Genomic DNA, 18365 nt, shown 5'->3' on the forward strand with positions numbered 1-18365 from the left:
CAGGAATAGGACAACCTATGCCTATAGATGCTTGCTCATTAAAGGTATGACACTAATTATACACTAGGATGGCGGTGTTTACGCTTTCGCGAAAGCGTAATCCATAAAGGTCTATTTTGATCAAGTAGGATCTATCTGAAAAATGTTTAAATACCTATGTTTTTAACGATTCACTTTGTACTTACCAGCCTCGATTTGAAATGTTTTCATTAATCTGGTCCATGTATTGATTTGAGCAATCGCTAAAGTTAAAGTGATGATCTCATCATTGATGAAAAAACTACGTAAATCATCGTATTGAGCATTTGAAATAGGTTTACCGTTAAGTGTAGTGAGTACTTCTGTAAAACGCAGTACCGCTCTTTCCTTATCGGTAAAAAAGTTTGTTTCTTCCCAAACCACGAGCGTGGACAAACGTAAATCGGTTTCTCCCAGGTTCTTCAATTCTTTGTAATGCATATCAACACAGTAGGCACATCCATTAATTTGTGCTACCCTTAGGCGCATTAATTCTAATAATGTTATCTCTAGGTTTGAGTTATTGATATAGTTTTCTAAACCTATTAGTTTTTCCAATACGTTATTAGGGATTTCTTTAAATGATATTCGTTCCATGTTTTATTTGTTTTATCAGGAACAAATGTATTTTTCAGAAACACGAATTAAGTTAAGATATCTTAATAAACAAGTTTTGCTCTTATCGTGCTTAAATGTTGAGGTGTGATTTCTAAATAGGAAGCGATCATGTATTGTGGTACGCGCTGTGCGAAGTCAGGTAGAGCTGAAATGAATTTTTCATACCTGCTTTTACTGTCTAATTTAAGATAGAACTCGCTGCGCCTTTGAATGGCAATAAGCCAATTTTCGGTTATTTTTCTGAATGCCCGTTCAAGACTGGGAATTTCCTCGAATACGTGTTCTAGATCAGATTTTCTTATTTGTAATACAGTGGTATTTTCCAATGCTTGTATGTAACTCTCAGATGGTGTTTCACTTTTATAACTATGCCAATTGGTAAGCCACCAATTCTCCATAGCAAATTGAGTTATTTTTTCATTTCCATTACTGTCAATGTAAAAGGTTCGGGTTAACCCGTTTAAAATAAAGTACTGATATCTACAAATATTGCCTGCTTCTAGAAGGTATTCAGATTTTTTTGTTTTACGAATTTCCATTAATCTGAACATAAGGTCAACTTCTTCCTGAGCTATATAGGCATATCTATTTAAATACTTGGATAATTGTTCTTTTTCGGTCAGCATCATTATTTATTAATAGCTTAATTGGGTTATGTATAAATAGGTTACAGTTAGATTTTTAATCTAGTTACTTCTTGGCGTATTCCTGTACTAAATTACCCAAATCATCAAGAATCTAGCTTTGTTTTTTGATAAGTATACCTAGTGCTTATTTATAATAACTGATAATATTTGAATACTTAATTACTTTATTCTTTAAATAAACTTTTGAATGTGCTGTCCACGGAATAAATGCAACCAGAATTATCCAGTCACAGCAATTGAGGTTTTTTATCAAATGGTAAAAACGGAATTTTTAGAAGTTAAGTTTTGTAAAATACTTGCATCTGTTAATGTGTCTTTTTCCAAATAAAGAAATACTTTACAAGCTCCACAAATGTTACATAAATCCCTAAAACTCATTAATTCTACCTGACTAAAATCAGTAATACTAGTATGCATGGGTTGAAAAACGACAGTTGCAATTTTGGTAAGTTTATTATTGGTCGTTACTTGGGCAATACTCTTTTTTAATTCAGTACATGCATGATCAAAATTAGCAACTTACAGCCTATCATTTGAATATTTTAATTGTGGATAAGAAGTAATAGATTTTAAAGTTCGAATATTTCTAATTTCAATCTTATCCAGGTATAATTTGACATAAAGAATGTCCTTAGGAAAAAACATAATGAGTTAGTTGTATTGGTGGTTAAAACGTAATTTATAATTTGAAGGAAAATTTAATAGGGTAGAACATAATAGTGCTCATTTAACTCTAAAAGAATGGTTTATAGTCTGCATTACTCAAATTTTGACAAACTTCTGGCTATACACCAAGCACCGAAGTATTCTTCATTTTTCTGATAAAGATATCTTTGATACAGTTGATCTCTTTCTTAAATTTTAAATCTTCTCTAGTAGCGAAATATAAGGTATTTGAAATTGCCTTTTTACCACGCCAGACAAGTTTTACTTTATTACTTTCAATCGATGATTTGACCAAAAAATCGGGAACAATGGCAAATCCGTTGTTATTTTCAATACATCTTATGATAGAACCAATATTCGGTAAAATATAATTAGGTTTAAAATCTACTCGCTTCTTAAAACTCTCGTACCAAAAGCGTCTGAAATGCTCCATTTCATTAGAAGCACTGTACCATACTCTTGTTTTTAATTCGGATTCTAAAAGATCGAAATTCTGTTCCTCGATTAATGCTGTAATCTGTTTGACATCTGTATCGCTACCAGCAACCATAACAATATGTTCTTGCGCAAACGCCTCGTACTGTGTAAGCGTGTACTTATCATGTTTACGAGGTGTGATAACTAGATCAAGCAAACCTTTATTCAAATCTTTCATTAGGTCTTGATGTTCTCCAAATTTTGCCACTAGATTAAAGGGTAAAGTAGGCACTTCATTTTCAAGAATGGTTTGGAACGTTTCTGTACACATGCCTATATTAATAGAAGGAATAACATCTTTTGAAGTTCTTTTAAAGTGCTGTTCGGCGCGTTCTAATTTTTTAATAGGTTCAATGATATTGCTGTACAAGAGCTTGCCGTCTTCAGTAGGAATCATTTTCCTAGATGTACGTTCAAATAGCTTTTTACCAATGTAGGATTCCAGCGCATTTAAATGAACACTTACTCCTGGTTGTGAGGTATATAAATATTCAGCTGCCTTAGTCAAGGTATGTTTTTCATAAATCGCTATGAATGTCCTATACCATTCTAAATTCATCATGTATTAAAATATTTATACAAATGTATAATTTATATTATTTTTATAATACATGTACTGCCTGTAGTTTTGTCTAAAATTTGAATTTAGAAACAATGAAAAATATCTTTATTATCAATGGTGGTCATGCTTTTGCACATTCACCTGGCCGATTCAATAGAACCTTATTAGAAACTACAGTTTCCTATTTACAGTCTACTGGTAATTATACAATCAAAACCACTCAAGTAGGCGATAGTTATGAGTTACAAGAAGAAGTGGACAAATTCGTTTGGGCCGATGTTATCATTTATCACACACCTATTTGGTGGTTTCAACTACCTTTTGGTTTTAAAGAATACCTGGATAAAGTTTTTACAGCCGGACACCAAAAAGGAATTTATAAAAGTGATGGTAGGAGCAGGAGCAATCCTGCAATAAACTATGGTACAGGTGGTAGTTTGCATGGTAAAAAGTACCTACTTACCACCAGTTGGAATGCACCGCAAGAGGCCTTTACTCTTAAAAATGAGTTTTTCAATCAAACCAGCGTAGATGACGGTCCTTTGTTCGGTTTTCATAAAATGAATCAATTCATCGGTCTTAGTTTACTGGGCACAACTCATTTTCATGATATTGAAAAAAATGCCGATGTTGAAAAAGAGCTAACTAAATACCACCATTTTTTGGACCAACATTTTAACTAGATAAAGTCTGAGTATTAACAAAGGGTTTTGAATTAGTACGCTTTCGCGAAAGCGTACTCAACAACCTAACAATTTTTAACTTAATGATTATCTAGATTGTTTTGCGGGATCCTGTCATTCCTGTAGATATACCTTATTGATGGGTTGTGCAGCGTTGGTTATCAAAATTAATAGAAGTGCTTTTTCAATCTTAAAAAGGGCTTTTCAAATACACGATAGGAGATGATACTTACAAGTATCGTGAGCAGTAATGCGCTAGCCGATAGTAATAGCCAATGCGAGAATTGCAATACGGGAATAAATTTCAACAGCAACAAGATGATAATAGTATGGTATAAGTACAAACCATAGGTGTATAACCCCAACTTTGTCAACCAGGAATTGTTACTTATTCTTAGCGGATTGCTTCCCAAGGTAAAGAGTATACAAACTGAGAAAAGTATTCCCCATAATAAAGGAAAAAGATAATCTATTTGTTCCCATTCTAGGTTAGGTATAGTGAAAACTACGCCTAGTGTTATTAATGCAAAAAGGTATTTGACAGCCTTAGGAATTTTATTGAGTTGCTCAATTGTGTGTTTTTTATACATGAACAAGTACGCTGGTATAGCACCAAAGGCAAAATAGTCCAGATGTGTAAATAAATCTATAGGAGTAATGTCGTAATAAGCATAAATAAACCGCACTATATGAGCGAGCAATATGCAACAAAGCGATAGAGGAAGAATGCGTTTAACGGGCAGCAAATAGAATAAAATGCCCCAAAGAATATAAAAATGTTCCTCTATACAAATGGACCACATTACTCGTAAAGGAGCACCATCGGGAAATTGATCGGTGATCATCATCATGTAATTTTCTGCAAATAGTAAGGATACCCATAGCCTAGGTTCATAGCCTTGATTTTCAAAAGGAATGTGGAATAGCCTGAGTAAAAAAGGCGATAAGTAAGCAAATGCTACTAGCAAATAAAATAACGGCCAGATCCTAAGAATTCTGCGTGCAAAAAACTTTTTAAGGGAAATACTACCACGGTTTTCCTTTTCATAAAGTAGGATGTAGGTAATGAGAAAACCACTCAATACAAAGAAGAAAATAACACCTATAGAACCGCTTTTTAAGAAAAAATCGACATAGGGAATATTGGTTTTGGGTAAATGCAATAGAAACACCAGTAAAAAGGCAAAAAAACGCATGGCGTCAAAGGTGTGAAAATGCGTTCTACTCATTCCTTGTGGTGGTTGTATCTCGTGTTGGTTTTTAAGTTTCTAAAAGTACAATTTCAATAACTATTTGATCGATTATTCCATAACGAATAGCAACTATACCTTATAATCAGTTTATTTATGGAATGTTTTATTCAACCTATAGCCGCTTAATTGTGTAACGTACAGGTAACCGTTAACCCAACGCAGAAGTTGCGTGGCAGGTTGTGCACTCCAAAAATTGCCCGACTGTGTTGTCCTTTTTCTTCCAAAATTTTTAAAAATAAATCAGAGGCTCCATTAACTACCTGCGGTGATTCATCCCAATCGGGCGCAGCTTGATAATACGCATCTATGTGGTTAATTCCTAGTAGATTATCAAAGCCTATTTTATCCTTTATTTGCGCTAGTACATTTAACGCGCACAATTCCATGGCTTGATATCCTTGCTGTGTGGTCACTTCTTTTCCCAGTTTTCCTTGAAATTTATAGGTTCCATTTAAAATGGGAAATTGAATCGCTATATAGGCAATACGACCTCTTACATTAACCGAAACATAACTACCACCTGGAGTGGAAGCTTCTGGTAAGTTGTAGCCTAATTTTTTTAAATTTTTCAGTTCGTTCATGATGGCTGTGTGTGCAGGTTCAACGTGTTTGTTGTTATAGAGTATTGGTGTGGTGATTTCGCTTTCGCGAAAGCGGAATAAACTTCCTACTATTAGGTACGATTAATCATAGTCAAGAGCTAAAAACTGCGGTAACTATTGCAAACAGAAAGCCTTTATGAATGCTTGCTATTGCTTTTGAATATAAAAATAGCGCCGATAATAATTAGAAGATAACCTACCAGCAACAAGGTCAAAAGGTAGGATTTATTGCGTTGCATTACTACGTAATCGGCAATTCCTGCTTTCCAGAAGATCCATTCATCTGCCATGCGCGATGCGATATCATAATTACCCGTTTCCAGAATAATGATGCCGTCTTTGGATTTAAGGTCAATTCTAGCCGCCGTGTTGATGGCATTATTACCGCTACCATCGTGCCCAATTATTTGAGAGTCTTTGTCATTTTGACTATAAAGATGAGGTCCCAAACCATAAATACCAGTGGTGCCTATAAAGGTTTCGGCAGTGGCCATTTCATTAATAGTTGAGCTTGAAAGCACGGGATTTTTAGACACATTTGCGTTTAAAAATTTAGCTAGATCGTAAGTAGTAGTGTACAATCCGGCAGCAGCTAGTGCGGTGAACCTGTTCATAGGTCGTACCTCACCATTTTCTTTAAAGACTTGGGCAAGTTGTTTATTGGTCGCGTCCTGATATTCAAAGGTAGAATGGTACATTTCTAACGGGTCAAGAACCTCATTTTTCATATACTGGGTAAAGGGTTGACCGCTTACTTCTTCAATAAGTAACTGTAGGATGGTATAACCAGCGCCGGAATATAAGTACTGGCTTCCAGGTTCAACTCCTACAATTGCCACACCATCGGAGTAATCTGTGTCTGCAGCTTTATTTAGGGATTCTTCAATAGTTTGTATGCTGTCAGTAGCCGCAAAACCACTGTAACCTAAATCGTCAATCAATCCTGAGGAATGTGACAATAAGCGTCTTACTGTTACTTTATTGTTGTCAAAATCACTGTCGGGCAATTGCCATCGAGTTAGGTACTTATCAACTGGTGTGTCTAGATCTATGTTACCTTGTTGTACCAGTTTTAAAACTCCAAACGAGGTGATCCATTTACTTATAGAGGCAACAGGAAAAACGGTATTTTGATCTACGTTACCTTGTTGGGCATAGAAATAATCTTGTGAAACCTCACCGTTTTCTATAAGAGTCATGGCAAAATTGCCCACGAACTCTTGATCAACCACATCCTGGGTAGCGTTTATAAAACTATCAGAAGTATTTTTTGAGGTGATAGGGCGCAATAGAAAGCCGTCAATAAATCCAAAGCCTACAAATGCTGTCCAAATTACAAGCGCGAGTAAAACGAGCGCAATTCTTTTTATTTTTTTCATTGGTTAGTGTTGCTTGTATGGTTTAAAGCTAGTAAAAAAATGGCGTGTAGTTTGAATTTTTATTGATGTTGCAATTATAATTAGCTAAAAACCGCCCAAAGAAACATCATTACAGATTCAAAGGTGGATACTTCCTTTTCAGGCTCGCAGTATTTTTTTGATAGATACCGAAGAGATTTTTTATCCCATCGACGATCAAAAATTAGATTAAGTTCATTCTTATGTGCTTCAATTTCATGGTGGGATAAAAGATTCTGTTTTATTGCATGTTCCTTATTGATTAGTTGGGTAATCTTTTCAAACTCTCCATTTTGAAACAACTTTTTTTCTTCAGCTGTTCCGATTTTTAATAAAGTAGATTTTTTCCCTTGATAAATATTGAAAATGGCTAAATGTTTTTGTTTTAACTACAAGCTTATAACTGTTTGTGTAGAGTATTAAAATAATATCTGAATTTAGTCTTTTTAGTTCGGTCGTGATTATTTCAAATTGTTATAATGCTTTCGACAATGAGTAGTTGCGTGATCAAGCAGTTAACTTTGCGTGTAAGTACCAAATTGAATATCCGCGAGGATTTTTGTAAGTAGGCTATAACTAGCAATAAATTATATACGGTGTTATGTGTAGGCTTTTAATTTTTCAAAAGCATTTTTTTTATGAATTCAATAGAATCTCCGTAATAATCATTTCCATTCCAATCTCCAATTTCTATTTGAGTCAGTTTATTATGCAAACAAATTACTGGAGTCATTGGTTCAAGTTGTATTCCGAAAGAGTTTTTTCCGTCGTCATATATTGCATAACTATTTTCAGTTTCAGCCTGTCCCCAAGTAGTTTTTTCAATCAATTTAGTCGCTTTATAAAATCTTAAATGTTTAAAAATTTCAGGCTCGTAAATTCTTAAAATTTCATAGAGGTCTTTACCAAATTCACTATATCTGGTTTTAACTTCTTGAAACGTCTCTTCAGTATATTCTTGAGAACAATCTAGTAAATTATGAGGCATTTTATTCAGTTTATCCAGCTTACACACAACGGTTTTGTGTATGGCTCGTTACTGGAAATCCGCGAGGATTTTCCGTCGTGACCGAAAGATAGCAAATTGCAAAGAATTCCGATGAGGAAATTCAGCCGCAATTAATTATACACGTTGTTGTGGGTAGTACTTTATTTTCCAAATTCCGCTATTTTTAAATCATTACGCATTTCTTTTATTATCCGTTTTTCAATTTCGTTAAAAGGATTGTTTGTTTTTAACTTATTACCAGCTTCAAAAAATTCATTCAGATTATCTGATTTAGAATTAGATATATGCATGTAAAACTTGTCAAAGACATCTTGAAATTCCGCACGTATTTTATTTAGTTCCGCCAACATTTGGTCAGATAGAAAAGGTTGATTGATTGAGTAAAATTGAATATAATCATTAATTTTCTGTATTATTTCAGTTCCTTCTTCTTTTGTTCCGACATATTGAAATTTGTTTAGTTCTTTTTTAATTCCGTATGTTTTTTCGAGTAGTTCTCTATAAATATTGACTTTTTCTTTAAAAATTCCGCTGTATGCTATTTTATTTTTTTCTATCGATTTGTCAACACGACCTTTAATCCATAGATAGAAAATAACATTTCCAATTATGGTAATTATTGCAGGAAGTATTTTTTCAATCATATTGGTTTCGGTATTACACACAACACGCACAAGTTATGGCGAGTATATACAGAAAGCTTAGCCTTCTAAAGTGTACGGTAGCTGTTGGTTTGGTTAGTATTTTATTTTCTCAAATATATTGAATTCCATACTAATAAAGTAGGAGTGAGGATTGAGAAAACGAGCCTATTGAATAGTGATATCAAGATTGTGGTAGGATCCAAATTATGCTAGAAACTATTCTAAAGAAGACTTGGTTTTTAGATTAGTTCATGGTGTACACAATATTTTTTAATCAGTTAGGAATTCGGTTATATATTCCAAAATATGGTTTTTTATTGTTTAGGCTCCAAATTTTGTTTATTTCATTAGTATCAAGACTATTAATGAATTCTATCAATTTTTCTTCTTGGTCGTTGTCAAAGAAAATTAGATAAAGAATAAGAGAATTAACATTGATTTGCTGGTAATGGTTAATTTTAATATTGGTTTTTTCGATTAAACAGTCATCTAGGTAATCAAACAATTCTGTGTCTTCAATCAATAATGTAAGCTCTTCAGCACTTGATTTAAAAAGCTTTACATGTTTAGCATCAAAAATTAGCTTACCCATTAGAGGTAAATCGGTAAGGTTTTCATTTTTCATTTAAATATCAGGATTTTTCACTTGATTTAGCGAGTGCACAACAAACTTAATATCCGCAAGGATTTTTGTAATCAAGCTTTTCCAAGCAATGGATTATATAAGTTGTTACCACAGGTTTGTATTCTCTATTTCGTAATGATAAGGGTTTTCAGAGTCCATTTCTCCGTTGTGATAAATTAAAAATTCAGCACGTCTATTATTAAATTTAATCGTTTCAATTCTGTTTATTCCTCTTAAGCATTGGTTAGTATCATAAATCAATTCCTTTTCAAAAATCAGAAGTCTCGATTTAGTTAGTTGAATTATTTCTCCACAAGCCAAAAATCCTTCTTGGCTAATTTTTATATTGAGTTCGTCATTTACTTCATATGTTCCCAAATTTTGACTAAAAAACTGGAAGTAGAAACCAACTAAAATCAATGGAAATAAGATTACAATTGATATTATTTTATTCCTTGTATTCTTTTTCGTTGCAAAAAAAGTAAAACTTGATATCAAAAAAGTCAGACTGATTATTGCGTCCGTATAAAGTCCTTTGAGTCTAATTCCAAAAAGGGATAATAAAATCAAAATCAGGAATATTATGGTCGCAAAAAGCAGGATTCGAGCAATAATTTTTTCGGTTTTGGGATATTCTTTCCTAATCAGCTCTGGAATTAAATTTAATCCAAGAAGAATTCCGCAAAATATTAAGATGAATATCATTTTTTTCAAATGTGTGGTATTGGCTTCGTATAACCGTCAGTTACGATTATACAGTGTTGTAAAACGTTTTTTATATTCCATTAAATATTGAATTCAGTTCTATTTCACGTTTTTCAACTCCGTTCATTTTGTCAATTTTCTGTCCGAATATTTTATTCCAAAATCCTCGATTTGTAAAATCATAGGAAAATGAAAAGTTGAATTTAGGATTTACTCCATGTATATAAAGTATGGATTTTAAAATTCTGTCGTTCTTCACAAACTGAATCTCTTTTCCTTTTAATCCGTTTTTGAGTATTGAGAATACTCCGTTTACATTCCTTTTATTAAATTCCAGAGCTGGGTCTCCATAACTATTTTTATCGTCAAAATCATAATAATAAAAATACTCGTCTTCAACATATTTATTATAACCTGGAACTGTCGGATTGAAAATATGAAGATAAATCAGTTTGTTTTCTTGTAAAAAATATCCAACTCGGATTTCAGTGAGAGAATTTTTGTCAGTCAATTTATAAGTTTCAATTTCCACTTCTCCTTTGAATTCAATAACTGGTTTTTCAAATTGTCCGCTGTTAATTAAAATTCGGTTTATAAACTCTTTCCAATCTTTAAATTCTCGCATTTTCTTGATTTGGTCAAATGTGTTACAACGGTCTAGTGTATGATTTCGTTGTGTTTAAACAATAAATTTAGCAAATAAATCACAGATAGAAAGTCAGCAAGGACTTTCGTAAAAAGGCGAGAACTAGCCATTAGTTGTACACGGTTTTACCAACTGTGCTTTCTATTCGGAATTCTATAATTTATTAAAATTCTATCTTCAACTTTTATTGTTTTCATTTTTGCGGGTTTTGGTATTCCGCTATCTTTTTCTTTTGATTCTGCCTCTTGAATTTGAATTAGTTCAATATCAGTCTCTGGAATTATAAATACTTGTGAATAATTAGTGTCAATTTTTATTCGACCAAACCTCTTTTTATTATGGAAATATATGGTCAATTCTTGAATACCACTATTTCTTTTTAATGTTCCAATTTCAAATGTTTTCTTGTTACTTGGATGATCATTTATTTCATAAGTATATTCTTCAGATTGAGTATTCAAATTTTTTGAAATAAATATTGTATCGTTCATTTTGATTTCAATATTTTCTTTTATTCCGTAATATAAAAGTTGTGTAACAATTGATGTGTCATTTTTTATATCTGTTTGCTTTTCGAATGAAATCTGTTTAATTCTTTCTTTTCTTTTTTGAGAAAAAATGTCCCATTCTTTACAGTTAATAGTATCCGAAAGACTAATTACTCTTGTTGGTTTAAAACCCTCTATTTTAGTTATTTCTTTATATTCAGGTTTCTGTCCAAATAAATTAATCTGAAACAGAACTATTAATATAAATATGATTTTCTTCATTTTTGATAGTGTTCTTTATAAAAATAGCAATGAGCAATAAGTTCTGATTAGGAACAGGTTTTTGCTTTTTCACGCATTGTTGGATAACACGCACAGGTTATGCTGAGTTCGAGAAGGAAGCTTCGCCTTATAATGTGTACGGTAGCCTTTGGTTTGGTTAGTATTTTGTTTTCTCAAATATACTTAATTAGAAGAAAATAATAGGAGTGAGGACTGAGAAAATGAGCCTATTTAATGGTAAAATCAGGATTGTGTTAGGATTCGAATTATGCTAGAAATTAATCAAAAAAGCACTTGGTTTTAGCTTAGTTCATTGTTGGCTACAGTTTTTAATTTCGATATGATTGTTATTCCCAATTCAAGGAATGCATTACTCCAGCTTAATTCATTTTTCTGTGCATATAACAATACTTGGTTAGGCCAACCTTGATTTGAGCCATTAATATTGTGTTCAGATTCAAGGTAATCTTTTAGCAATGAAGTGAAGGACTTTTTATCTGTACCAGCTTCAAATCCGTGAATAAATGAAGTTATTGTGTTTTTATCAATTGGATTTATCCACATAGAAGTTCTATAAATGAATAAATCTAGTGTTTCAATTTCTTTATTAGTCATTTAGTTCTTTTTGATCAATTCATTTGGGTCAAAACCGTACAAAAATTTATTCAATAGTCCATTTGAGCTTTTTAGTTCGACAATATCCATTAGCTCCTCAATGTATGTGCAGACTCTTTCTCGGTCTTCTGTGTCCAACTCCATATAAACGTCCGAGAACCTTGAAAGTCCAATTCTAATTTTTTCTTGATATTTTTTGTCAGTCGGATTATCAGATTCCGCAAGAGTTTTAAATTCAGACGCAACTTGGTTTATTTTTTCTGTAAAAATTGGTCGCATTTTTTCGTCAGCAATTCCAGGGTAATGTTTTTCAGCTAAGAACTTTTCCTTTGCAATAAATTCTGCAAACTTTTCATCCGCATTTATAGGTGTTTTCATTATATCCGAACTTCTTCCACAAGCAGAAAGTGTTAGTAGAATTATTAAAATTTGAATAGATTTCGACATTTTTCAAATTGTATACAACACGCACAGGTTATGGCAAGTTCACGCAGAAAGCTCTGCCTTCTAAAGTGTACGGTAGTAGTAGGTTAGGTTAGTATTTTGTTTTCTCAAATATACCTAAATAGAAGAAAATATAGTAGGCATTTTCGGATGAGCAAGAACCGTGCAATATTGTTTAGCCAGTGTTACCACACGTTTTTATTAAGTTCAATAAATTTATGTTCGATGTTTTCTTTGTGAAATGTTTTCGCAAAAATCGTGTCTCCGACTTTTCTTTGAATGACATAAGGTACGTCTCCGTACATAAAGAGGATGTCGTAACCGCTAAATTCAATTCGTTGCCATGGTGCACTAAATTGTACACTCGACTTTCTTAGAACTTCAAAGTTTTCCTTAAAATAAATGGTATCAGTAAAATGATTATTACTCCAAACATATTGCTTTCCTGAAATGTCGATGTTCTCGGAACGTTTAGCTATTTCAGATAATTTTCTATAAACATGGAAATTATCACTATTAGGCGACCTTAATACAAGAGAGTCTCCACCAACGGTTTGGATATCATAAATTTCGATTGGGTCTTCCTCCGTCCAGTCTTCGTTAAAAACGATTTGTTCGGAAAACATTTCTTGATTTCCATATCGTGTCTCTTCACCATAGTTAAGCGATACTCCTTTAGCAACCCATTCCTCATTTTCGAAGGATATTAAGTTTTCTTCAGAAAAGTAGTATTCTCGGTCATCATTAGTAGAGTATTCTCCAATCCAAACATGGTCTTTTAGCTCATCTTTACGACACGAAATAAATATAAAACCAATGGTAATTAATATGTACGATGCTTTTCTCAAATGTGTGGTAACGGTAAAGTGTATGGCCCGTAGCGTGCAAAAAGGTACGGACTTTTCGAATAAGAACTGAGCCGAATTTTTATATATTGTTATTAATTTTTCTATTATAAAAAGCCAAATAAAAAAAAGGTGGACTTTCTAAATATACACAAGCCTTTAGATTAAGTACTTATTAGCTATGTTTTATACACCGTGTTGTGGTGCGTTTTTTTCCATTGAGTTTATCATTTTTAGGGCACTTTTTGCAAGTCCACTTTCTGGAAATTCTGCTAAGGTTCTTTGATAATATTCTTTTGATTTTATACCATTCCCTATTTGAGAGTAACAAAATCCAATATTCGCTAAAGCCATTTCTCTATATGACATTTTGGAAGAACTTAGTAAAGTAATGAATCGATATTTGTCAATCCATTCATGTTTTTTGAAAAAAGCGTAACTCTTTTCAAAGTCAAGAATTGCTTCTTTAAAATTTTCAGAATTGTTTTTCTTAATTCCATTTCTATGGTCTTTTGGAATTAAGTTCCTTAAAGAGAAAGAAATCAACAAGTAAGTCATTGCACCATAAAGAAATGCTTTTTCTGGATTTATTAAATACCATATAAAAATTATAACTCCCATAATTATTAGGTGAGGAATTATAGAAATCCAATTGGTTTGTCTTACAGTTGGTACTTTTGAGCTCATATTATTTTTTCAATCCATTTACGTATTCAGAACTCTTTCCATTCCAGTAACAGTGAACACATCTGCCATTTTTAAATTCGTGATTACAGTTATCATATCCATATAGAAAGTGAGAACAATCCGGACACATTTTTGTCATTTTTGAAGTGTCAGAATAGTATTCACTATCGCATTCATCACATATTTTGATTGTTCTGTTCATTCGTAATGCACCACAACACGCACAGGTTATGGCGAGTTCACGCAGAATGCTTGGCCTTCTAAAGTGTACGGTAGCCATTCTTGCATCCGACGAGTGCGCTTTCGCGAAAGCGGCATGAGAGGAATGCACAAATTTGCTATAACCGAAGTTGTGGACGGTACCAGTAACGCTGGTTAGTGTTAAATTGTTTAGGTTATAAATATAGTTAGATAAAAGCAAATTACAGCGACTTGTCTCCGACGAGCAAACGCAGTTTGCGAGAGGAAGACACGCGTGAAACTAATGAATAAGTTCAGGAGAGAATTGAGCGCTAACGAAATGGCCTGAACGACCGTAGGTATCGTCCAGCAACGTTCTGGTATAACCGTCAGTTACGGGTTAAATTATGCAAGTTTTTCGGTTTAGCACAGACGTTAGCAATTCCGAGTGGATTCGGACGTAGTCGAATCCGCCATAACTGCGGTTATACATTGTTGTAAACTGGCTTTTATTCAATTGTTCCATTAAATGTTTTAGATTCACTATATACTGTGATTCCAAAAAGATTCCACTTTAAAATTCCGTTAGCTATAAATTCAGCCTTTCCATTTGGATTCAAGTTATTTGTGTCAATCGAATTAAATTCCCAATTGTAACCACTCACAAGTCCAGTCAAAAAGCTGTTACTTTCTATTGGGATATATTGGTTTTCTTCAATCGAGTATTTTACAAGCATATTAATGTCAAAAGTCCAATTGTTTTCCAATTTTACTTGTTTTATTGCTGAGTTGCTTTTTCTATTATAATCTTCAGTTATTGAAATTCGGTTTGATTTTTTTTCAGAATCAGAAGCTGAAATTATTTGAACAATTCCGATTACCATTATGAAAATTGAGACAACTTTAAATTGTGGTTTAAAAATTTTCTTTCCTCTTGCGATAAATCCAACAATCAGAAAAAGAAAGTAAATTACTATTATTCCGTTTATTATTGACCAAATTAAATGTATCATAGTTTTCGTTTTTCAGCTTGCTTACAACACGCACAGGTTATGGCGAGTTCACGCAGAATGCTATGCCTTCTAAAGTATACAGTAGCTGTTGGTTTGGTTAGTAATTAGTTTTCTCAAATATACTTAAACCAATAGAAATTTAATAGGAGTGAGGACTGAGAAAACAAGCATATTGAATAGTGATACCAGGATTGTGTTAGGATCCAAATTATGCTAGAAACTAATCAAAAGGACACTTGGTTTTTAGATTAGTTCATGGTGTACACAGTATTTTTTAATCAGTTAGGAATTCGGTTATATATTCCAAAATATGGTTTTTTATATAATTTCTGATAAATACATCATCTTTATCTGGAAAGCTATTCTTAAGACTTTTAAATCTAATATTATAATCATCAGTTTTTTGGAATTCAATTAAAAGGCGTTCCTTAAGTTCGGTTAATTCATTGTAGGTTAAATTTTTGGATTTAGTCAAAATTCCTTTTTTAATTTCAAGTAAGAAGTAATCTCTGCCATTTTTAGTGTACTCGTCTTTAGAGAAAACTAAAATATCATTATACCATTCCACTTTAAATTTATCTTGACTTCGAGCGATTTCCTTAAAGAAAGAAATTTGTGTTTTTTTATCTTCAGTCAATTCGTATTTAGGATTCGGTCGAGTTATGTCAGTCAAAAAAAGTTGTTGCTCAATTATTTCGAAGTAACCAATATATCCACGCCATAAAGCAGTGGTATATGATTCAGGTCTTTTGTCAGGGTTTTTATCGAAATATTCTTCAAAAGGATTTGTTTCCTCATTTAATGAATATTGAATTCCTAAGTATTTTATTTTATCTGGATATTGAAATGTGAAAGTAGAATCAGCACTTATAAAGCCAAATAATGTAAAAATCAATCCTATCAAGAAGCTGTTTTTCATATTGTGTACAACACGCACAGGTTATGGCGAGTTCACGCAGAATGCTTCGCCTTCTAGAGTGTACGGTAGTTGTTGGTTTGGTTAGTACTTAATTTTCTCAAATATATTGAATTCCATATTAATAAAGTAGCAGTGAGGATTGAGAAAATGAGCCTATTGAATAGTGAAATCAGGATTGCTTCATTATCCAGATTATGCTAGAAACTAATCGAAAAAACGCTTGGTTTAAAGCTTAGTTCATTGAAAGCTAGAGTTATTTTCGTTCACTTGGAATAAGAACTACGCTGTAAGGACTTTCTTGAATTGTATCTCCAACTTTCTGATTCAATTTAAATCCATCTTTTGGTTTTTCAACTTGGATAATCTCCACGTATAAACTACGTTCTTTCAAGTTTATAACTCGACCGGTGTATTCCACATCAGTACTAGCACTGCTACTTTTACTATATCTTTTCCAAGCTGAAGTCGTTCCGATAACCAATCTTCCATTAGCATATAGCTTAAAATAATCTTTTTCTTCTTCTCTGTATTTTTCTATAGGCTTATTTCGTTCGTCCCAAGCAAATGCGGTATCCATATTCTTTTTTAGTAATTTTTCATATTTTTTAAAATACTTGGTTTGTTCTCGAAATTTTAATGGTTGGTTATTCAGATGTCTGTGATATGTTGTACGAATTATTTCGCTCATATGATATGGGGATGACACTCCATTCAGCTTAAAGTATAGTTTTAGAAGCCTTTTTTGGCCCTTGATATTGTGCCCATTAGGTGTGTGTAAACCGAACGACCAATCGTATTTAAAGGTTGCAACTTGTTCTGGTGCGATTTTGAAGTCATACTTCGTCGTATCATTCAGTTCATTATCTAATTGATAAATAGTTTTTCTTATTCCGAATGGTAATTTACTTGAAGAGCAAGAAATAATGAAAACCGATAAAAATAATAGAAAGAGTTTTTTCATAATTCTAGCTAATACGCACAGGTTATGGCGAGTTCACGCAGAATGCTTCGCCTTCTAGAGTGTACGGTAGTTGTTGGTTTGGTTAGTACTTAGTTTTCTCAAATATACTTCAATCAATACGAATAAAGTAGGAGTCAAGACTGAGAAAATGAGCCTATTGAATAGTGATATCAAGATTGTGTTAGGATCCGAATTATGCTAGAAACTTACTATAAAAGCACTTGGTTTTAGCTTAATTCATTGTTGTGTACAGTTATTTATTTTCGTTCAACCATTTTATAGTTAAATCCCATAACTCTTTTTTTCTTTTACTAAAGAATTTCATATGTCCGATATCTTTAAATCCATATTCTTTTGGTGATAGAGTCAGAATAGTTGATTTAATGTTAGGATGAACTCTAATCATATCTTTAACATTTTCATAATTAGCAATTTCATCATCTTTTGCGTGAACCCAAAGTGTATTAAAACTTAATTCATTGTATAAGTGTTCTTTTATTTTAGTGTCTAAATCAACTTTTACATACCCTTTTCCGTTACACCATTTAGTAAATTCCTTCCCTACATTTTTAGGAAGTGGTTCTCCCATTCCTACCCATTGTGATTTTGTATGTCCAAAAATCAGATTACTTAATGGAATATAAAAATTCAGCCAAAAAAAAGATTTTAGTTTAAATGGGTATTTTGTATATTCTAAACTCCCTGATGAGCTACCAAAGTTGAACATTGACTTTATTTCTTTAGCATTCTTCATTAAACCGACTAATTGTCCGCCAGCACTATGTCCAATAAGATGGTATTCAGAATTTGGGATTTCACTTTTTAAACATTCTAATGCTGCTGTCATATCCAATTTTCCCCAATTAGTCAACGATGCATTTGAAGAGTTTATGGAATTACCTTTAGATTCTCCAATACCTCTATTATCAAAAGTCAAGGTAGCAAATCCCTTTTCCGCAAGATAATTAGCAAATGCAGAATAAAATTTCTTTGTAATTCCTGTAGCAGGTGCAATCATCACAGAAGATGAAATGTTTTTTGGCTTAAATAACTTTCCAGATAGCATAAAACCATCTTCGCATTCAATTTTTATTTTTAATTCTTCTATCAAAGTAGGTTTCTTTTTAATCGTACACAACACGCACAGGTTATGGCGAGTTCACGCAGAATGCGCAGCATTCTAGAGTGTACGTTAGCCATTCTTGCATCCGACGAGTGCGCTTTCGCGAAAGCGACATGAGAGGAATGCACAAATTTGCTATAACCGAAGTTGTGGACGGTACCAGTAACGCTGGTTAGTGTTAAATTGTTTAGGTTATAAATATAGTTAGATAAAAGCAAATTACAGCGACTTGTCTCCGACGAGCAAACGCAGTTTG

The 18365-nt window shown here is 32.8% G+C and carries 22 protein-coding genes; 1 reads left to right on the forward strand and 21 read right to left on the reverse strand.

Going from position 1 to position 18365, the window contains the following annotated elements; translation table 11 throughout:
- Nucleotides 1-162 precede the first annotated feature (162 nt).
- The 3 genes from AAT17_RS00345 to AAT17_RS00355 all read right to left on the reverse strand — a co-directional run bounded on the left by AAT17_RS00345 (nt 163) and on the right by AAT17_RS00355 (nt 2988).
- Complete coding sequence (locus AAT17_RS00345) at nt 163-615, reverse strand: carboxymuconolactone decarboxylase family protein (RefSeq protein ID WP_060522419.1); 453 nt, start codon at nt 613-615, stop codon at nt 163-165.
- 62 nt (nt 616-677) lie between these two features.
- Nucleotides 678-1265 carry a Crp/Fnr family transcriptional regulator gene (locus AAT17_RS00350; RefSeq protein ID WP_060522420.1) on the reverse strand — a complete coding sequence of 196 codons (588 nt, stop codon included), beginning with the start codon at nt 1263-1265 and terminating at the stop codon, nt 678-680.
- Between the two features lie 802 nt (nt 1266-2067).
- Entirely contained in the window at nt 2068-2988 is a 921-nt protein-coding gene (locus tag AAT17_RS00355) for a LysR family transcriptional regulator (RefSeq protein WP_060522421.1), read from the reverse strand.
- Between the two features lie 92 nt (nt 2989-3080).
- Here AAT17_RS00355 and AAT17_RS00360 point away from each other — a divergent pair, with 92 nt between their 5' ends.
- On the forward strand, nt 3081-3671 hold the full coding sequence (locus AAT17_RS00360; RefSeq protein WP_042279147.1) for an NAD(P)H-dependent oxidoreductase: 591 nt from the start codon (nt 3081-3083) through the stop codon (nt 3669-3671).
- A gap of 167 nt (nt 3672-3838) precedes the next feature.
- Here AAT17_RS00360 and AAT17_RS00365 read toward each other — a convergent pair whose 3' ends face one another.
- The 18 genes from AAT17_RS00365 to AAT17_RS00450 all read right to left on the reverse strand — a co-directional run bounded on the left by AAT17_RS00365 (nt 3839) and on the right by AAT17_RS00450 (nt 18097).
- Entirely contained in the window at nt 3839-4900 is a 1062-nt protein-coding gene (locus tag AAT17_RS00365; protein ID WP_082586861.1) for an acyltransferase, read from the reverse strand.
- 146 nt (nt 4901-5046) lie between these two features.
- Complete coding sequence (locus AAT17_RS00370) at nt 5047-5505, reverse strand: RidA family protein (RefSeq protein WP_060522423.1); 459 nt, start codon at nt 5503-5505, stop codon at nt 5047-5049.
- 155 nt (nt 5506-5660) lie between these two features.
- On the reverse strand, nt 5661-6905 hold the full coding sequence (locus tag AAT17_RS00375; RefSeq protein WP_060522424.1) for a serine hydrolase: 1245 nt from the start codon (nt 6903-6905) through the stop codon (nt 5661-5663).
- Nucleotides 6906-7536: 631 nt separating this feature from the next.
- Nucleotides 7537-7911, reverse strand: coding sequence for a hypothetical protein (locus AAT17_RS00385; protein WP_060522426.1), 375 nt, complete (start codon nt 7909-7911; stop codon nt 7537-7539).
- 161 nt (nt 7912-8072) lie between these two features.
- A complete protein-coding gene (locus AAT17_RS00390) occupies nt 8073-8576 on the reverse strand; it encodes a hypothetical protein (protein WP_060522427.1) in 504 nt (167 codons plus the stop codon).
- A 274-nt stretch (nt 8577-8850) separates the two neighbouring features.
- Nucleotides 8851-9201, reverse strand: a complete 351-nt coding sequence (locus AAT17_RS00395) for a hypothetical protein (protein ID WP_060522428.1) — start codon at nt 9199-9201, stop codon at nt 8851-8853.
- 105 nt (nt 9202-9306) lie between these two features.
- The gene (locus AAT17_RS00400) at nt 9307-9906 is read right to left on the reverse strand and encodes a hypothetical protein (protein WP_060522429.1); all 600 of its coding nucleotides are present in this window, start codon (nt 9904-9906) and stop codon (nt 9307-9309) included.
- Nucleotides 9907-9976: 70 nt separating this feature from the next.
- Nucleotides 9977-10531, reverse strand: coding sequence for a hypothetical protein (locus AAT17_RS00405; protein WP_060522430.1), 555 nt, complete (start codon nt 10529-10531; stop codon nt 9977-9979).
- A gap of 146 nt (nt 10532-10677) precedes the next feature.
- The gene (locus AAT17_RS00410; protein ID WP_060522431.1) at nt 10678-11322 is read right to left on the reverse strand and encodes a hypothetical protein; all 645 of its coding nucleotides are present in this window, start codon (nt 11320-11322) and stop codon (nt 10678-10680) included.
- A 300-nt stretch (nt 11323-11622) separates the two neighbouring features.
- A complete protein-coding gene (locus tag AAT17_RS00415; RefSeq protein WP_060522432.1) occupies nt 11623-11937 on the reverse strand; it encodes a hypothetical protein in 315 nt (104 codons plus the stop codon).
- Nucleotides 11938-12315, reverse strand: coding sequence for a DUF4844 domain-containing protein (locus tag AAT17_RS00420; protein ID WP_253279775.1), 378 nt, complete (start codon nt 12313-12315; stop codon nt 11938-11940).
- Between the two features lie 251 nt (nt 12316-12566).
- Complete coding sequence (locus tag AAT17_RS00425; protein WP_060522434.1) at nt 12567-13229, reverse strand: hypothetical protein; 663 nt, start codon at nt 13227-13229, stop codon at nt 12567-12569.
- Nucleotides 13230-13412: 183 nt separating this feature from the next.
- Nucleotides 13413-13913, reverse strand: coding sequence for a tol-pal system YbgF family protein (locus AAT17_RS00430; RefSeq protein WP_060522435.1), 501 nt, complete (start codon nt 13911-13913; stop codon nt 13413-13415).
- 1 nt (nt 13914) lies between these two features.
- Entirely contained in the window at nt 13915-14244 is a 330-nt protein-coding gene (locus tag AAT17_RS13420) for a hypothetical protein (protein ID WP_253279776.1), read from the reverse strand.
- Between the two features lie 358 nt (nt 14245-14602).
- Complete coding sequence (locus tag AAT17_RS00435; protein WP_060522436.1) at nt 14603-15106, reverse strand: hypothetical protein; 504 nt, start codon at nt 15104-15106, stop codon at nt 14603-14605.
- A 274-nt stretch (nt 15107-15380) separates the two neighbouring features.
- Nucleotides 15381-16025, reverse strand: coding sequence for a hypothetical protein (locus AAT17_RS00440; RefSeq protein WP_060522437.1), 645 nt, complete (start codon nt 16023-16025; stop codon nt 15381-15383).
- A gap of 253 nt (nt 16026-16278) precedes the next feature.
- A complete protein-coding gene (locus AAT17_RS00445; RefSeq protein WP_060522438.1) occupies nt 16279-16986 on the reverse strand; it encodes a DUF6794 domain-containing protein in 708 nt (235 codons plus the stop codon).
- Nucleotides 16987-17239: 253 nt separating this feature from the next.
- Entirely contained in the window at nt 17240-18097 is an 858-nt protein-coding gene (locus tag AAT17_RS00450) for an alpha/beta fold hydrolase (protein WP_216598161.1), read from the reverse strand.
- Nucleotides 18098-18365 lie beyond the last annotated feature (268 nt).

The sequence above is a fragment of the Nonlabens sp. MIC269 genome, from assembly GCF_001430865.1.
GTDB classification, from domain to species: Bacteria; Bacteroidota; Bacteroidia; order Flavobacteriales; family Flavobacteriaceae; genus Nonlabens; species Nonlabens tegetincola.

Coding starts and splice junctions, on each gene's coding strand:
- AAT17_RS00395 (WP_060522428.1), bottom strand. CDS start 9,201: ATGAAAAATGAAAACCTTACCGATTTACCTCTAATGGGTAAGCTAATT.
- AAT17_RS00375 (WP_060522424.1), bottom strand. CDS start 6,905: ATGAAAAAAATAAAAAGAATTGCGCTCGTTTTACTCGCGCTTGTAATT.
- AAT17_RS00390 (WP_060522427.1), bottom strand. CDS start 8,576: ATGATTGAAAAAATACTTCCTGCAATAATTACCATAATTGGAAATGTT.
- AAT17_RS00385 (WP_060522426.1), bottom strand. CDS start 7,911: ATGCCTCATAATTTACTAGATTGTTCTCAAGAATATACTGAAGAGACG.
- AAT17_RS00415 (WP_060522432.1), bottom strand. CDS start 11,937: ATGACTAATAAAGAAATTGAAACACTAGATTTATTCATTTATAGAACT.
- AAT17_RS00405 (WP_060522430.1), bottom strand. CDS start 10,531: ATGCGAGAATTTAAAGATTGGAAAGAGTTTATAAACCGAATTTTAATT.
- AAT17_RS00445 (WP_060522438.1), bottom strand. CDS start 16,986: ATGAAAAAACTCTTTCTATTATTTTTATCGGTTTTCATTATTTCTTGC.
- AAT17_RS00345 (WP_060522419.1), bottom strand. CDS start 615: ATGGAACGAATATCATTTAAAGAAATCCCTAATAACGTATTGGAAAAA.
- AAT17_RS00350 (WP_060522420.1), bottom strand. CDS start 1,265: ATGATGCTGACCGAAAAAGAACAATTATCCAAGTATTTAAATAGATAT.
- AAT17_RS00370 (WP_060522423.1), bottom strand. CDS start 5,505: ATGAACGAACTGAAAAATTTAAAAAAATTAGGCTACAACTTACCAGAA.
- AAT17_RS00440 (WP_060522437.1), bottom strand. CDS start 16,025: ATGAAAAACAGCTTCTTGATAGGATTGATTTTTACATTATTTGGCTTT.
- AAT17_RS00365 (WP_082586861.1), bottom strand. CDS start 4,900: ATGAGTAGAACGCATTTTCACACCTTTGACGCCATGCGTTTTTTTGCC.
- AAT17_RS00435 (WP_060522436.1), bottom strand. CDS start 15,106: ATGATACATTTAATTTGGTCAATAATAAACGGAATAATAGTAATTTAC.
- AAT17_RS00355 (WP_060522421.1), bottom strand. CDS start 2,988: ATGATGAATTTAGAATGGTATAGGACATTCATAGCGATTTATGAAAAA.
- AAT17_RS00360 (WP_042279147.1), top strand. CDS start 3,081: ATGAAAAATATCTTTATTATCAATGGTGGTCATGCTTTTGCACATTCA.
- AAT17_RS00420 (WP_253279775.1), bottom strand. CDS start 12,315: ATGAAAACACCTATAAATGCGGATGAAAAGTTTGCAGAATTTATTGCA.
- AAT17_RS00400 (WP_060522429.1), bottom strand. CDS start 9,906: ATGATATTCATCTTAATATTTTGCGGAATTCTTCTTGGATTAAATTTA.
- AAT17_RS00430 (WP_060522435.1), bottom strand. CDS start 13,913: ATGAGCTCAAAAGTACCAACTGTAAGACAAACCAATTGGATTTCTATA.
- AAT17_RS00410 (WP_060522431.1), bottom strand. CDS start 11,322: ATGAAGAAAATCATATTTATATTAATAGTTCTGTTTCAGATTAATTTA.